Raw genomic sequence first — 14,045 nt, 5'->3', positions numbered from 1 at the left:
GGGGGCAGGCTAGCCCCCGCGGAGCCCCGCTCAGACCTTCGGCGCGCGCCGGCGCGAGATGGCGTCGATGCTCGCTGCGATGAGCAGCACGATGCCGGTGATGACGTCCTGCCAGGCCGGGTTGATGCTGGTCTTCATGGTCAGGCCGTAGGGGATGATCGTGATGACGAGCGCACCCAGGATGGCGTCGCGCGGACGGCCACGGCCGCCGAAGAGCGACGTACCGCCGATGACCGCGGCGGCCACCGCGAACAGCAGGACGTTGCCGCTGCCGAGGTCGAGCGCGACCGAGGACTGGTACGACGCCAGCAGGACCCCGCCGAGGGCGGCGAACATCGAGCACAGCATGAAGGCCGACGTCTTGATCTTCACCACGTCGATGCCGGCGCGCCGCGCGGCCTCCTCGCTGCCGCCGGTCGCGTACAGGTGCCGGCCCCAGGTGGTCTTGGTGAGACCGAGCGTGCACAGCACCATCAGCACGATCGCGATGGCGGCCGGGACCGGGACGCCCTCGATCACCTTGTAGGAGAGCTTGTTCGGGTTGCGGTTGCCGACCGCCCACCAGGTCACCAGCACGGCGACCAGGGCGAGCACGCCACCGCGCACCAGGACCAGGTCGAGCTTCTCGTGGGCGAGCCCGGCGGCCTTGAGCCGCAGCGAGCGGAACACCGTCCAGCCCAGGTACGCCGCCACCAGCACCAGCGCGAAGAGCCAGCTCACCGCCGGGCTCAGGTTGCCGTAGGTCAGGTTGTGCCACAGGTCGATGCCCGAGGTGCCGATCGGCTGGCCGCGCAGGCCGAACTTCACCACGCCGCCCCAGGCGATGAACAGCGCCAGGGTGACCACGAAGCTCGGGATGCCGACCTTCGCGACCAGCACGCCGTTGAGGATGCCGATCGCGGCACCCACGCAGACGGCCATCAGCAGGGCGAACCAGACGTGCTGGGTCAGGTTGGTCAGGATGAGGACCTCGCCCACGAGGGCGAGCACCGCGCCGGCGTACACCTTCAGCCAGACGGCGGCCGCGGCCGCGACGACCAGGCCGATGACCAGGCACCAGTAGAACAGCGCGGGCAGTCCGTCGTGCAGGTTGCCCTGGTGCAGCGCGACGCCCATCACGGTCGCGCACGCACCGCCGGCGGTGCCCGCCGACAGGTCGATCTCACCGAGCAGGAGCACGAACACCAGGCCGAGCGCGATGATCGCCGTGGAGGCGCCCTGCCCGGGGATGCTGCCGAGGTTGTAGGACTCGGTGAAGGCGCTGCTGACGCCGAAGTAGAAGATCGCGCTCAGCACGATCAGGCCGAGGACCGACGGAAGTGCGCCGGGCTCGCCGGAGCGGACCTTGATCACCCAGTCGTGGACGGCCTCGGAGAGACCGCGGCGCTCGAGGTCGAGGGAGAAGTCTCCGCGCTCGGTGTTCGTCGACATGTTCGCCACCTCAGATGTTCTCTCGGGTCTCGGCCGGGGACAGACCGAGGTCGCCGCTGCGGCCGGACGTGATCAGCTCGACGATCTGGGTGGTCGAGGAGTCCTTGGTCTGCACCTCGGCCGCGAGCCGGCCCAGGAAGAGCGCGGCGACCCGGTCGGCGACCTGCATGACGTCGTTCATGTTGTGCGAGATGAGCACGACCGCGCAGCCCTGGTCGGCGAGGCGGCGTACCAGCGCCAGCACCTCGGCGGTCTGGGCGACGCCGAGCGCCGCGGTGGGCTCGTCGAGGAAGACGACCTTGCTCTTCCACAGCACGGCCTTGGCGATGGCGACGGTCTGCCGCTGTCCGCCCGAGAGCCGCGCCACCTGCTGGCGGACCGAGGAGACCGTGCGCACGGAGAGGCTCGCGAGCGCCTCGCGGGCCTTGCGCTCCATCTCGCCGTCGGACAGGAACATCCCCATCTTCGTGGTCTCACGACCCAGGAACATGTTCTGGGTGATGTCGAGGTTATCGGCGAGCGCGAGGTCCTGGTAGACGAACTCGATGCCCAGGGCCGCCGCCACACGAGGATCCGACATCGTCACCGGGCGGCCCTCGAAGCTGATCTGGCCGCTGTCGATGGTGTTGATGCCGGCGATGCACTTGACCAGCGTGGACTTGCCGGCACCGTTGTCGCCCACCAGGGCGGTGACCTGTCCCGGGTAGAGGCTGAGGTTGACGTCGTGCAGCACGTGCACGGGTCCGAAGCTCTTGTTGAGCCCGGAGATCTGGAGGATCGGTTCAGTCACGGTCGCCTCCCGGCAACGGTCGTGGGGGGTCGGGCATCACGGTGGCGGCTGGACGTCGGTCCAGCCGCCACGCGTGATCTCGGTGAGGACGGGTGCTACTTGATCCCGAGCTTGTCGCAGTCGGACTGGACCGCCTTGCAGATGTCGGACGCCTTGAGGGCACCGGCGTCGATGACGTCCTGGACGTTGGCCTGGGTGATCACCTGCGCGGGCAGGAGCAGCGCCTTGATCTTGCGACCCGTGCCGTCGTCGAAGGCCTGCAGGGTGAGCCCGGCGTTGTCCGGGTTGGTCCCGCCGGCGAGCGCGGCGGCGAGCTGCGCGGTCGCGTTGGCCTCGATGGCGATGTCCTTGAAGATGGTCATCGACTGCTTGCCGCTGATCACGTTGTCCAGGCCCTCGATCTGCGAGTCCTGGCCGGTGATCGGGATGCGGCCGTCGAGGCCCTGCTGCTTGAGCACACCGATGACGGCGTTGGCGATGTCGTCGTTGGCGGCGACGATGCCCTGGAAGTCGTTGTTCGCCTGGGTCATCGCGCCGTTGAAGTACGTCGCGGCCTGGGACGAGTCCCACTTCTTGACGACGGCCTCGGCGACGATCGAGAGCTTGCCCTGCTGCGACAGCGGGTCGAGCACCTCGTGCGCGCCCTGCTTGAACAGCACCGCGTTGTGGTCGACGTCGGTGCCGCCGTCCATCATGATGATCTTCGGGTTGGCGATGTTCTGGGCGTCCAGGCAGTCCACGAGGGTCTGGGCCTGGAGCTTGCCGACGTCCTCGTTGTCGAACGAGACGTAGTAGCCGGCCGACCCGCCGCCGTTGACGCGGTCGTAGTCGATGACCGGGATGCCGGCGCTGGCCGCCGCCTTCTCGACACCGGCGCCGGACGCGGCGTCGATCGAGTCGATGATGAGCACCTTGACGCCCTGGCCGATCATCGTGTTGGCGATCTGGGCGAACTTGGACTTGTCACCCTGGGCGTTCTGGATGTTCGGGGTGAGGCCGACGGCGGTGAGCGACTTCTTGAGCAGCGGGGCGTCGAAGAGCGTGTAGCGGGTCGACGACGTGGTGTCCGGGAGGATCACGCCGACCGTGCCCGACGCCTTGGCGCTCGAGCTCCCGGTCGGCACGGCGGCGGCCTGGCTCTTCGGCGGCGTGGTGAGCGAGCAGGCGGCCGTGATGTTGGAGTTGTCGCCGCCCCCTCCCCCGGAGCCGTTGTCGTTGTTGCTCCCACAGGCGGCGAGCCCGGCGGTACCCGCCAGGAGTGCGGCCGCAGCGAAGGCGGTGCGGCGGAAGTGGTTGGACATGTTCCTCCTCGGCGAGGGCGTGGGGGCTCGGAGGGACCGAGCGTCGTTGCGAGTCCGAGTGTCGTGTGTCACAACGTTAATGGTCAAGAGGTGAACACAAACTGTGACCATTTTTCTTTTTCGACGTGTTTGCGGACAAGCCTTGACCATTCTTCGGTACGCCGGGCAGGGTGCTCCCCATGAGCGACGCGGCCGAGCAACCGACGGGATCCGCCGCCGCGCTGCGCGTCGCGAACGAGCAGCGGGTCCTCGACGTGCTGCGCCAGCCCCTGCCCGCGCACGGTGGACGGGCGGTCCACACCCAGGCCCAGCTCGCCCGCGCGACCGGCCTGGCCCGCGCCACGATCTCCAACATCGTCCGCGACCTCTCGGCGCAGGGCCTGGTGGAGGCGGAGGCCGGAGCCGGCCGGCGCGGGTCCTCGGTGCGGCTGTCGAGCGGCGTCGGGGTCGTGGTCGGCGTCGACTTCGGCCACAGTCACCTCTCGGTCGCCGTCGGCGACCTCACCGGCGCGGTCCTCGCCGAGGAGCGGCACTCGCTGCGCACGCAACCGCCGCCGACCCAGGCGCTCGCCCGGGCGCGCGAGATCGCCGACCGGCTGCTCCCGCCGAGAGCGGCGCTGCGCACGGTGGGGCTCGGACTGCCCGCGCCGGTCATCCACGACACGATCGGCACCCCCGCGATCTTCCCGGGCTGGGACGGGACCGATGCGCGGGCGCTGGCGGCCGAGGTGTTCGGCGTACCGGTGCGGGTGGAGAACGACGCGAACCTGGGGGTCCTCGCCGAGCACCGCGTCGGCGTCGCCCGGGGCAGCCACAACGTCGTCTTCGTCAAGATCTCCTCCGGCGTGGGCGCCGGGCTGATCCTCGACGACCGCGTCTTCCGCGGGGCGCAGGGGACCGCCGGGGAGATCGGGCACCTCACCCTCGACGAGCACGGCCCGCTGTGCCGGTGCGGCAGCCGCGGCTGCGTCGAGGCCTACACCTCGACCTCGGTCATCGTGCAGATGCTCGCCGACCAGCTGCCCGGCTCCGACTTCGAGGCCGTGGTCGCGGCCGCCGACCAGGGCAACGTGTCCGCGCGTCGCGCCCTCGAGGACGCCGGACTGCACCTGGGGTGGGCCGTCGCCACGATCGTCAACCTGATCAACCCCGAGGTCGTCGTGATCGGCGGCGAGCTGGCCACGGCCGGCGACGCGCTGCTCGACCCGGCCCGGGTGGGCCTGCGCCGGCACGCCCTGGACTCCGCCGCCGGTACGCCGGTGCGGGCCAGCGAGCTGGGCGAGCGCGCGAGCCTGGTCGGCGCGGTCCTGCTGGCCGCCGAGAGCACCGACCTGCGCGCCCCGGCCTGACCGGGCCTGACCTTCGTCCCTTCCGCGACCGTCCCCTGGCCCGTACGTTGGGGAGATCCCCAGACTCAGGAGGTTCGCCATGACGGAGAACGACGCGTACGGCGACTACAGCGTCGACGACGAGGACCAGCTCGAGCCCGAGGACACCCTGGACGACAACGACGTGGCCGACGAGCTCGACCGCGGCTACTCCCCGCCCGAGCGCTACTCCGCCGGGCAGCGCTGGGGCAACACGCCCTGGGAGGCCGAGCACGACGAGCCGCTGTCCATGCGGCTGGCCGAGGAGGAGCCCGAGACCGATCCGTACGCCGAGGACGACGAGCCCGACGAGCAGGAGCGGCTCAGCGACCACGAGGTCGGCTCCCGGCGGGCCGGGCGCCTGGTCGCCCACGACAACGGCGACCGGGTCGACCAGGACGTGTGGGGCGACGACGTCGGGATCGACGGCGCGGCCGCCAGTGCCGAGGAGGCCGCCATGCACATCATCGACGGTGACGAAGAGGTCGAGGACGAGGAGTAGGCCGCCACCGCGGTCTAGTGCGGCGCCGGCAGCGGACGCCCGCCGTCGGCCCGCAGCAGCGCCCGCATCGCGCCGAGGTCCTCGACCTGCTGCACGATCATCGACGCGGCCGCGTCCCGCACCACCGCGAGCCGGGCGTGCTGCCGCGCGTCGGCCGCCATCTGGATGCCGCCCTGGTGGTGCCGGATCATCAGCTGCAGGAACAGCACGTCGAAGCGGCGTCCCTCCAGGCCCGCGAGCCGGCTGAGCTGGCCCGAGGTGGCCATGCCGGGCATCGCGTGCATCCCGGCCATGCCCTGCATCCCTGTCATCCAGGCCATCGGGTGCGGGTCGACCGCCGGCTCGCCCCACAGCCGCAGCCACCCCCGCAGCGCCCCCAGCTCCTGGGACTGCCCGCCCAGGATGCCGTTCGCGATCGTGCGGACCGGGGTGGTCGCGCGGGTCTGCGCCAGCGTCGCCATCAGCACGGCCTGCTCGTGGTGGACGGCCATGTCCTGGCTGAAGCCCACCTCGACCGAGGTGGGGCCGGGCGGGCCGGGTGTGGCGAGCGCGGTGGTGTCCGGCGCGCTCCCCCGCCCCAGCGAGAACCCGCCCGCGGCAGCCGCGACCAGGGCCAGCAGGACCAGTAGGACGGTCGGGACGTGGGCGCGACGGCGTACCGGCTCCGTCACTCCTTGGGTCACCGGGGCCAGGCCCGGCGGTTCAGCCGCAGCGCGTAGAGCCCGGCTCCGGCGTCGCTGTAGTAGACGACGCGGTGGCGCGGGTCGAACGCCGGCTGCGAGGTGGCGAAGTCACCGGGCAGCAGGCCGAGCAGGTGACCGGCCTTCGGCGGCGCGACGAAGTAGCCGACCTCCTTGGGCCGCGCCGGGTTGCGGATGTCGAAGATCCGCAGGCCCGAGGTGAGCGCCGAGCACACCAGGATCGTCGGGTTGTTCCGGGTCGGGACCGCGCAGTAGTGCATGGCGCCGCCGAAGACCTGCATCGAGCCCAGCGGCGACGGGTCGGAGTGGGCCGCGATGTGGTTGGCGCGCATGTTGACGGCCAGCCGGACGTTGGCCACGACCCGCGGCCGGGCCGGGTGGTCGATGTTGATGATGCGCGCCGCGCCGACCTTGTCGGCGATGGTCGCCGGGTTGAACCGGAACGCGAACTCGTCGAACTCGGCGAGGTAGTGGTGCCCGTTGCGGGTGAAGGGCACGGAGTTCTGCGGGATCGACACGGTGGGCCAGGTGATCCGGCTGATGTCGTGGACCCGCGGGTCGGGCACGCGGTCCTGGACCTGGCTGACGTCGAGGATGCCGAGGTTCCCGTTGATCGGGTCGGTCTGGTAGATCGTGCGTCCGTCGGCGGAGACGCTGATCCCGTGCGCGTAGTAGGCGCCCTTCCAGATCTGGCGCGGCTGACGCGGGTTCGTCAGGTCGAACGCGGTGATGTAGCCCGCGCCACCCGCCACCCAGAACGTCCGCCCGTCCGGGCTGAAGCCGCTCTCGTGACCGGTGGGGATGGCCCGCTGGGCGAGCAGCCGGGGATGGCGGCAGTCGCTGCGCACGTCGTACACGTCGAAGGTGCCGGGGAGGGTGAGGCCGTTGCCGACCTCGGCGGCGAGCAGGCCGCGCTTGGCGTTGAGGTTGAGCGACTCGTGCGGCGAGAGCATGGCCAGCGACATCAGGGTCGCGGTGTGGTGCAGGCTCGCGGGTCGCGCCGCGTCGAGGACCTGTACGCCGAGCGAGGGGCCGCCCGCGACGCTGATGATGTTGGCGGGCGCCGTGAACGAGGTGTCGTAGTAGACGCAGGTGTGGCCGTGGGGGTCGCGGTAGCGCCAGACCCGCCACCCGCCGGGGGTCGCGAAGCGGCTCACCGGGGTCACGTTGCAGGTCCAGCCGCGCTTGGCCGCCGGCGACGCGACGTCAGCGCTGGTCACCCGGCCCTGCATGCCCGCCAGCGGACGCGAGCCCGCGCCGCAGCGGGCCCGCGGCACCGAGCTCAGCGGCGGCGAGGGTACGACGACCGGGGTCTTCATCGTCGCGAGGCCGCCGGCGGCCAGCGCGATCATCCCCTCCAGGTCGTTGGCCGGCAGCGTCGGCCCGGCGACGCCGGAGTCCGCCGACGCCGTCACGTTCACCCCGAGCGCGCACAGCACGAGGCCGGCCATCACTCCCCCGGTCGTCCGCCGTGCCCGCATGCCGCTCCTTCCGGGCCGCCCGCATGACGGCTCCTCGGCACTATCGCGGCGGGCCGGTGCGGCGTCAAGGCTCGTCCGAACGTTTGCCCGGAGACCGGCCGGGTACCTCATGCCATCGGCCGCGAGGCCCTGACGAAGGAGGCAACGATGCTGTTCATCCTGTGGTTGATCGCAGTGATCCTGGTCATCGCCGGGATCGTGAGCCTGGTGCGCGGAGAGGTCCTGTGGGGCGTCGTCCTGATCGTTCTCGGCCTGCTGGTCGGCCCCGGCGGAGTCAGCATCTTCCACTGACCCCCACGCGATCCCTCACGCGAGCGAGGCCGCCACGCGCAGATCTGCCACCAGCCCGTCGTACGCCGCCGCACGGTCGTCGGACCGCAGGACGGCTGACGGGTGGAGGGTGACCAGGCTCCAGTCCGGAGGGGACGCGAGCGGGTAGCGCCCCGGCCAGTCCAGGCGCCGGCCGCGCTGCTCGGTCAGACGGAACGACGGGCCGTGCACGGCCTTGGCCGCCGTCGCACCGAGCAGCACGACGCCGGCCGGGCGGACCAGCTCCAGCTCGACGCGCAGCCACGGCGCGCACGCGGTCACCTGCCCCGCCTTCGGGGTGTCGTGGATCCGGCGGCGGCCGGCCAGGTGGTGGGCGAAGTGCTTCACCGCGTTGGTGAGGTACGCCGACCCGCGGTCGATCCCGGCATCGGCCAGCGCCCGGTCCAGCAGCCGGCCGGCGGGTCCCACGAAGGGCTCGCCCTCGCGGTCCTCGACGTCGCCGGGCTGCTCGCCGACGAGCATGATGCGTGCGTCGGAAGGGCCTGCGCCGAGCACCGCCTGGGTCGTGTCGCGGTGGAGCTCGCAGCCGCGGCAGGCCTGGGCGGCGGCGTACAGGTCCTCGATCCGGGGGTGCTCGGGGACCCACTCCTGGGCCCCGGGGCGGTCTGGGCGCATGCGTGCGGGGTACCCGATCGGGTGGCGGTCAGTCGCGGACGCCCCGATAGATCCCGCGGCGCACGATCCACGGCTGGAGCAGGCTGTCGACGGTCCAGGCGGGGAAGCGGAACGGCCGGCCGTTCGGCGCGAAGACCCGCAGCCCGTCGGGCTCCACGCCCAGGACCGAGCCCCAGCGGTGCCGGGGTGGCCGGTAGGTGGTGAGTCGCCGGCCGGTGAGGTGGGCCCGGATGTTGCGGGCGAGGAGCTTGTCCGCGCGGCTGCGCGCCGAGGCACGCAGCGGATCGGTTGCGGCGACGTCGCCGACCGCGAAGAGCTCGGGGCGCCCGGGCAGCTGGAGTGTCGGGGCGACCCGGACGTAGCCCGCGTCGTCGAGCAGGTCCAGCGGGAGCCAGCCGGTGTTCGGCCGGGTGCGCCCGATCGCCCAGAGGACCGCGTCGGCAGCGGTGGGCTGCTGCCCGGTCCGCCACGTGACCGGGCCGTCGGTGAGCCCCTCCGCCTCGTCCGGTACGACGGCGCGGTGGCCCGCCAGCAGCTCGACCCCGGCCGCACCGAGCCGGCGCGCGGCGTGGGTCCAGGTCCGCGGGTGGTGCTGGGCCAGGCCCCGCTCGCCGGGGAAGGCGAGCCGGATCCGCTTGTCCGGCCAGCGCAGCGCGAGCTGCAGCGCGCTGCTCACCGACGCCGCTCCCCCGCCGACGACCAGGATCGTGCCCGCGCCCGCCAGCCGGGCGTGCGCATCCGCGAGGTCGGCGGTCACGTCGTGGTCGGTGCGGAGGTCCGGCGTACGCCAGAAGCCGTTGCGGACGCCCGTGGCGATGACCAGGACGTCGCATGGCTCCTCGTGGTCGATCCCGGCGGCGTCGCGGAGGTGGACGGTCCGGGTCTCCGGATCGAGCGCGGTCAGCTCGGCGTGGACGGTGCGGACCCGGTCGAGCCGGCGGAAGCGGTCGAAGGCGATCCGGTAGTCGCGTTGCCAGTCATCGGGGCGCGCGAGGCGGGTGCCGAGCTCCTGGCCACTGACCAGGCCGGGCTGGCTGGAGATGCCGACGACCTCGAGGTCGCGGTGGCGCGCGAGGTGGATCGCGGTGAGGAGCCCGGTGTCGCCGAGCCCGGCGACGACGACCCTCATGCGGCTCGGCGGGGCGGGCGCGGGACCAGCCGGGGCACGCGGTCGATGATCTGCTGGTACGCCGGGCGCCGCTCCAGGCTGCGCTGCTCCATCATCGGGATGCTGGCTCCCTGGAACATCGCGATCATCGCGACCGCGCCCAGGACCAGCCACCACCAGTCGTGCGGCGCGCCCGCGACGCCGAAGAGGGCGAGCGCGCACCAGAACGCGATCTCGCCGAAGTAGTTGGGGTGCCGCGACCACGACCAGAGCCCGCGGTCCATCGCCTGACCGGGCTGCCGCGTGCGGATGAAGGCGCGCATCTGGGCGTCGGCGACGTACTGGAGGACGGGGGCGGCGAGGCCGATCACGGTGGCCAGAACGTCGAGCGCGTTGAGGCCGCGGCCGGGGCGGGTGAGCACGGCGTACGCCGGCAGCATCCCCAGGAACACGATGACCGTCGGGAACACGTGGATCCCCATCAGGTCCACGAGCGCCTCGGCGCGGCCGGCGCGCTCGCGCAGCATCGGGTAGCGCCAGTCCTCGTGGTGCAGGCCGGGCCAGTCCTGGATCCAGTTCGCCGTGAGCCGCACGGCCCAGACCACCACCACGACGGTGAGCAGGACGGCGCGGGTGTGGTCGACGCCCGGGCGGTCCTGGAGCAGCCAGAAGCCGACCAGGTACGGCGGCAGCACGCTCCAGTACGGGTCGTAGCAGCTGGAGTTGTGCAGGATCCGGCTCGCCACGAACACCACGACCGTGGCCAGCATGTCCGCGATCAGCGCGGCCAGCCAGAGCCGGCCGGTGTCCGGACCGAGGGCGAGCCAGAGGGTCGCCGCGGCCAGCGCGACGGCGTACACGATCGCGATCCGGGTCAGGGAGGCGGACTTGCTCACCCGACCGAGCCTAGTGGAACGCGTTCTATTTCTGGGTGGACTTGCGGGAGGCGAGGACCTCGATGCCCACCACGAGCACCGCGGCGAGCGCGATCAGCACATCGAGGACGATGACGCCGCTCAACAGCTCGGTGTCCCTCGGTTCGGCGTGCCCGTACAGCCGGAAGCCCAGCCGCAGTGGCCCGACGAGCACCGGGATCAGGGCAGCCGCCGGCAATGCCGTGGCGATCAGTGCCGCCTCGAACCGAGCGGGGCGCAGTGGCGGCAGCGCTCCCGCCACCAGCACGACGACCCCCAGCACGGCCGCCGCCCGACACACCAGGAGCTCGCCGTCCGGCAGCGGCCACCACGAGCGGAACGTCATGCGGAAGCCGGCGTTCATGACGTGGTGCTCGTGGATCCCGACGGCCGCATGGATGACGTACAGCGCCACGACCACCGCAGCCCAGATCACTCGCGCTCGCCTCATGCAGCGAGCGTACGAACACCGGGCCGGGAGCGAACAGGCTGGTCGGAAGACTGCGATGATCGGCGCATGCTGAACGCCACGCGCACCATCACCATCGCCGCCCCGCTCGCGAAGGTGTTCGCCTTCTTCACCGACCCCGCCAACGAGACGTCCTGGCGCACCGGCGTCAAGGACATCCACGCCCACGGCGAGCCCGCGGTGGGTGCGGTGATCCACCAGACCGTCAAGGGTCCGCTCGGCCGTGGCATCCCCGCCGACATCGAGATCACCGACTACACCTGGCTGGCGTCGTACGGGTTCAAGGGGGTGGCGGGCCCGGTCCGCCCGGTCGGCAGCTATGACTTCCGGCAGACCGAGGACGACGGCACGGCGGTGACCTTCACCCTTGCGGCCGACCTGGGTGGCGGCCGCAAGGAGAGGTTCATGGGCAAGGCCGTGCAGAGGTCGATGGAGGCCGAGATGGCCGCCCTCGACCGCGCCAAGGCCCTCCTGGAGGGCTGACCGCGCCCGCTCAGAGGACCGGGATCATCTCCGGCGGGGCACCTTCCGGCATCACGCCCGTGGCCTGGAAGGCCGGGAACAGCCGCTCACGCTGGAAGGTCTCGGCCGCCTCGGCGCTCTCGAAGACCGTCACGATCTGGACCGACCCGTCGGCCTTGAGGCCGGCCGCGTGGAACTCCACGCCCGCGCCCATCCCGCCCATCTGGGCGTTGACCTTCTCGTACTCCTCGCGGCTGGGAGCGCTGGCAACAATGAGGACCGACATCATCTACTCCTGACATTAATCACTAGTGACTGTCACTAGTGAGTGGATGCAGCTAGACTTCCCCTCGCCATGACCGATGTCAATAGCCCGAGCAGACCATCGCGCCGCGAGCGCGCCGACCAGACCCGCGTCCGCATGATCGAGGCGGCCCAGGCGGCCTTCCTCGATGACGGGTACGCCGGCGCCCGCATGGCCGACATCGCCAAGCGCGCCGGCGTGGCGGTACAGACGTTGTACTACTCCTTCAGCACCAAGGCGGCCCTGCTGCAGGCCTGCTTCGACCACGCGGTGCTGGGACCCGAGAAGCTGCCACCGCCCGAGCAGGCGTTCTGGGCCGACATCCGCACCGCCTCCACGGCACCGGAGGCGCTGCGCGCCTTCGCCCGGGGGAACGCCGAGATCTGCGCGCGCGCCGGCGGCATCAACGAGGTCGCCAAGGCCGCGCGGCACGAGCCGGAGGCCGCGGCCGTGCTCACCCAGAGCGAGGCCCTCCGGCGCGGCGGCTACCGCGGCGTGGTCCTGGCGGTGCGCGACCTCGGTGGCCTGCGAGGTGACCTCGACGTCGACCGTGCGACCGACATCCTGCTGGTGCTCGGGAGCCCCACGACCTACCTCGAGCTGTGCGGCCTCGGCTGGCCCCACGACGAGGTCGTGCGGTGGGTGGGCGACCTGATGATCGCCCAGCTCACCGGCGAGTGAGCGTCACTCCCACTCGATGGTGCCCGGCGGCTTCGAGGTGACGTCGAGGGTGACCCGGTTGATCTCGCGGACCTCGTTGGTGATCCGGGTCGAGATCCGCTCGAGGACGTCGTAGGGCACCCGCGCCCAGTCGGCCGTCATGGCGTCCTCGGAGGTGACCGGGCGGAGGACGACGGGGTGGCCGTAGGTACGGCCGTCGCCCTGGACGCCGACGCTGCGTACGTCGGCCAGCAGGACCACCGGGCACTGCCAGATCTCGCGGTCGAGACCGGCCTTGGTCATCTCCTCGCGGGCGATCGCGTCGGCCTCGCGCAGGATGTCGAGGCGCTCGCGGGTGACCTCGCCGATGATCCGGATGCCGAGGCCGGGGCCGGGGAACGGCTGGCGGTGGACGATGACCTCGGGCAGGCCGAGCTGGGCGCCGACCGCGCGGACCTCGTCCTTGAACAGCTCGCGCAGCGGCTCGACCAGTTCGAACTCGAGGTCCTCGGGCAGACCGCCGACGTTGTGGTGGCTCTTGATGGTGGCGGCGCCCGCGCCGTGGCCCGACTCGACGATGTCCGGGTAGAGGGTGCCCTGGACCAGGAACGCCACCTTGGAGCCCTCGGGAGCGTCCTTGATGACCTCGAGCTCGGCGCCCTCGAAGGACCGGATGAACTCGCGGCCGATGATCTTGCGCTTGGTCTCCGGGTCGCTGACCCCGGCCAGCGCGTCGAGGAACTGCTTCTCCGCGTCGACGACGACCAGGCGGGCGCCGGTCGCGGCCACGAAGTCGCGCTCGATCTGCTCGGTCTCGTCCTTGCGCATCAGGCCGTGGTCGACGTACACGCAGGTGAGGCGGTCGCCGATGGCCTTCTGCACGATCGCGGCCGCGACGGCTGAGTCGACGCCGCCGGAGAGGCCGCAGATCGCGCGGCCGGTCTCGCCGATCTGCGCCCTGACCCGCTCGACCTGCTCCTCGGCGATGTTGCCGATGGTCCAGGTCTGGCGGCACTTCGCGATGTCCCACAGGAAGTGCTCGAGCACCCGCTGGCCGTGCTCGGAGTGCAGCACCTCGGGGTGCCACTGGACGCCGGCCAGCCCTCGGCCGGTGTCCTCGAAGGCGGCCACCGGCGTGCCGGCGGTGCTGGCGAGGACGGTGAAGCCCTCGGGTGCCTGGCTGACCGAGTCGCCGTGCGACATCCACACGTTGTGCTCGGCCGGGATGTCGGCGAGGAGCGTGCCGGCGGTGCCGATGCGGACCGGGGTGCGGCCGTACTCGCGCGCCCCGTTGTTGTCGACCGTGCCGCCCATCCCGAGCGCCATGAGCTGGAAGCCGTAGCACATGCCGAACACCGGCGTACCGGCCGTGAAGAGGGTGTTGTCGATCGCGGGCGCGCCGTCGGCGTACACCGAGGACGGGCCGCCGGACAGCACGATCGCCTTCGGCTGCTTCGCCAGCATCTCCGCGACCGGCATGGTGTGCGGCACGATCTCGGAGTAGACCCGCGCCTCCCGCACCCGCCGCGCGATCAGCTGGGCGTACTGCGCCCCGAAGTCGACCACCAGGACCAGATCGTGCTCTTCGGTCATGGCCGGATCCTATCGGC

Annotated in this window: 16 protein-coding genes; 5 read left to right on the top strand and 11 right to left on the bottom strand. The window is 71.7% G+C overall.

The window, feature by feature from the left end:
* Nucleotides 1-30: 30 nt before the first annotated feature.
* The 3 genes from ACYU8V_RS20240 to ACYU8V_RS20230 all read right to left on the bottom strand — a co-directional run bounded on the left by ACYU8V_RS20240 (nucleotide 31) and on the right by ACYU8V_RS20230 (nucleotide 3,522).
* Nucleotides 31-1,431, bottom strand: a complete 1,401-nt coding sequence (locus ACYU8V_RS20240) for a sugar ABC transporter permease (protein ID WP_460849947.1) — start codon at nucleotides 1,429-1,431, stop codon at nucleotides 31-33.
* A 10-nt stretch (nucleotides 1,432-1,441) separates the two neighbouring features.
* Nucleotides 1,442-2,221: an ATP-binding cassette domain-containing protein gene (locus ACYU8V_RS20235; RefSeq protein ID WP_460849945.1), complete on the bottom strand. Its 780-nt coding sequence runs from the start codon at nucleotides 2,219-2,221 to the stop codon at nucleotides 1,442-1,444.
* Between the two features lie 95 nt (nucleotides 2,222-2,316).
* Nucleotides 2,317-3,522 carry a sugar ABC transporter substrate-binding protein gene (locus tag ACYU8V_RS20230; RefSeq protein ID WP_460849944.1) on the bottom strand — a complete coding sequence of 402 codons (1,206 nt, stop codon included), beginning with the start codon at nucleotides 3,520-3,522 and terminating at the stop codon, nucleotides 2,317-2,319.
* Nucleotides 3,523-3,701: 179 nt separating this feature from the next.
* Between ACYU8V_RS20230 and ACYU8V_RS20225 the strand changes: the two genes are divergently transcribed.
* Nucleotides 3,702-4,871 (top strand): ROK family transcriptional regulator, encoded by a 1,170-nt coding sequence (locus ACYU8V_RS20225; RefSeq protein ID WP_460849942.1) that lies wholly within the window; start codon nucleotides 3,702-3,704, stop codon nucleotides 4,869-4,871.
* A gap of 79 nt (nucleotides 4,872-4,950) precedes the next feature.
* Nucleotides 4,951-5,391 (top strand): DUF5709 domain-containing protein, encoded by a 441-nt coding sequence (locus tag ACYU8V_RS20220; RefSeq protein WP_460849941.1) that lies wholly within the window; start codon nucleotides 4,951-4,953, stop codon nucleotides 5,389-5,391.
* 14 nt (nucleotides 5,392-5,405) lie between these two features.
* Here the strand turns inward: ACYU8V_RS20220 and ACYU8V_RS20215 are convergent, their stop codons facing one another.
* Both ACYU8V_RS20215 and ACYU8V_RS20210 read right to left on the bottom strand, forming a co-directional pair.
* Nucleotides 5,406-6,074, bottom strand: coding sequence for a DUF305 domain-containing protein (locus ACYU8V_RS20215; RefSeq protein ID WP_460849940.1), 669 nt, complete (start codon nucleotides 6,072-6,074; stop codon nucleotides 5,406-5,408).
* Nucleotides 6,071-7,573 (bottom strand): LVIVD repeat-containing protein, encoded by a 1,503-nt coding sequence (locus tag ACYU8V_RS20210; protein ID WP_460849938.1) that lies wholly within the window; start codon nucleotides 7,571-7,573, stop codon nucleotides 6,071-6,073. Before ACYU8V_RS20210 ends, ACYU8V_RS20215 begins: the two co-directional genes overlap by 4 nt.
* 147 nt (nucleotides 7,574-7,720) lie before the next feature.
* Here ACYU8V_RS20210 and ACYU8V_RS20205 point away from each other — a divergent pair, with 147 nt between their 5' ends.
* Nucleotides 7,721-7,864 (top strand): GPGG-motif small membrane protein, encoded by a 144-nt coding sequence (locus ACYU8V_RS20205; protein ID WP_460849937.1) that lies wholly within the window; start codon nucleotides 7,721-7,723, stop codon nucleotides 7,862-7,864.
* Nucleotides 7,865-7,879: 15 nt separating this feature from the next.
* Here ACYU8V_RS20205 and ACYU8V_RS20200 read toward each other — a convergent pair whose 3' ends face one another.
* From ACYU8V_RS20200 to ACYU8V_RS20185, 4 genes are read right to left on the bottom strand one after another with little or no spacing between them, the layout of a single operon-like run.
* Entirely contained in the window at nucleotides 7,880-8,518 is a 639-nt protein-coding gene (locus ACYU8V_RS20200) for a UdgX family uracil-DNA binding protein (RefSeq protein WP_460849935.1), read from the bottom strand.
* A gap of 28 nt (nucleotides 8,519-8,546) precedes the next feature.
* Nucleotides 8,547-9,647, bottom strand: a complete 1,101-nt coding sequence (locus ACYU8V_RS20195; protein ID WP_460849933.1) for an FAD-dependent oxidoreductase — start codon at nucleotides 9,645-9,647, stop codon at nucleotides 8,547-8,549.
* Nucleotides 9,644-10,522 carry a DUF1295 domain-containing protein gene (locus tag ACYU8V_RS20190; RefSeq protein WP_460849932.1) on the bottom strand — a complete coding sequence of 293 codons (879 nt, stop codon included), beginning with the start codon at nucleotides 10,520-10,522 and terminating at the stop codon, nucleotides 9,644-9,646. Before ACYU8V_RS20190 ends, ACYU8V_RS20195 begins: the two co-directional genes overlap by 4 nt.
* Nucleotides 10,523-10,547: 25 nt before the next feature.
* Nucleotides 10,548-10,991, bottom strand: coding sequence for a hypothetical protein (locus ACYU8V_RS20185; protein ID WP_460849931.1), 444 nt, complete (start codon nucleotides 10,989-10,991; stop codon nucleotides 10,548-10,550).
* 66 nt (nucleotides 10,992-11,057) lie between these two features.
* On the opposite strand from ACYU8V_RS20185, the gene ACYU8V_RS20180 reads away from it, so the two are divergent.
* Nucleotides 11,058-11,492 (top strand): SRPBCC family protein, encoded by a 435-nt coding sequence (locus ACYU8V_RS20180; RefSeq protein WP_460849930.1) that lies wholly within the window; start codon nucleotides 11,058-11,060, stop codon nucleotides 11,490-11,492.
* A gap of 10 nt (nucleotides 11,493-11,502) precedes the next feature.
* Here the strand turns inward: ACYU8V_RS20180 and ACYU8V_RS20175 are convergent, their stop codons facing one another.
* A complete protein-coding gene (locus ACYU8V_RS20175; RefSeq protein ID WP_460849929.1) occupies nucleotides 11,503-11,757 on the bottom strand; it encodes a hypothetical protein in 255 nt (84 codons plus the stop codon).
* A gap of 69 nt (nucleotides 11,758-11,826) precedes the next feature.
* Between ACYU8V_RS20175 and ACYU8V_RS20170 the strand changes: the two genes are divergently transcribed.
* Nucleotides 11,827-12,456: a TetR/AcrR family transcriptional regulator gene (locus ACYU8V_RS20170; RefSeq protein ID WP_460849927.1), complete on the top strand. Its 630-nt coding sequence runs from the start codon at nucleotides 11,827-11,829 to the stop codon at nucleotides 12,454-12,456.
* Nucleotides 12,457-12,459: 3 nt separating this feature from the next.
* On the opposite strand, the gene guaA is transcribed toward ACYU8V_RS20170, so the two are convergent.
* A complete protein-coding gene (gene guaA / locus ACYU8V_RS20165) occupies nucleotides 12,460-14,028 on the bottom strand; it encodes a glutamine-hydrolyzing GMP synthase (protein ID WP_460849924.1) in 1,569 nt (522 codons plus the stop codon).
* Nucleotides 14,029-14,045 lie beyond the last annotated feature (17 nt).

The sequence above is a fragment of the Nocardioides ultimimeridianus genome, assembly GCF_054777895.1.
Note: the sequence above shows the minus strand (reverse complement) of the source record. Positions and strands in the feature narration are given on the sequence as shown.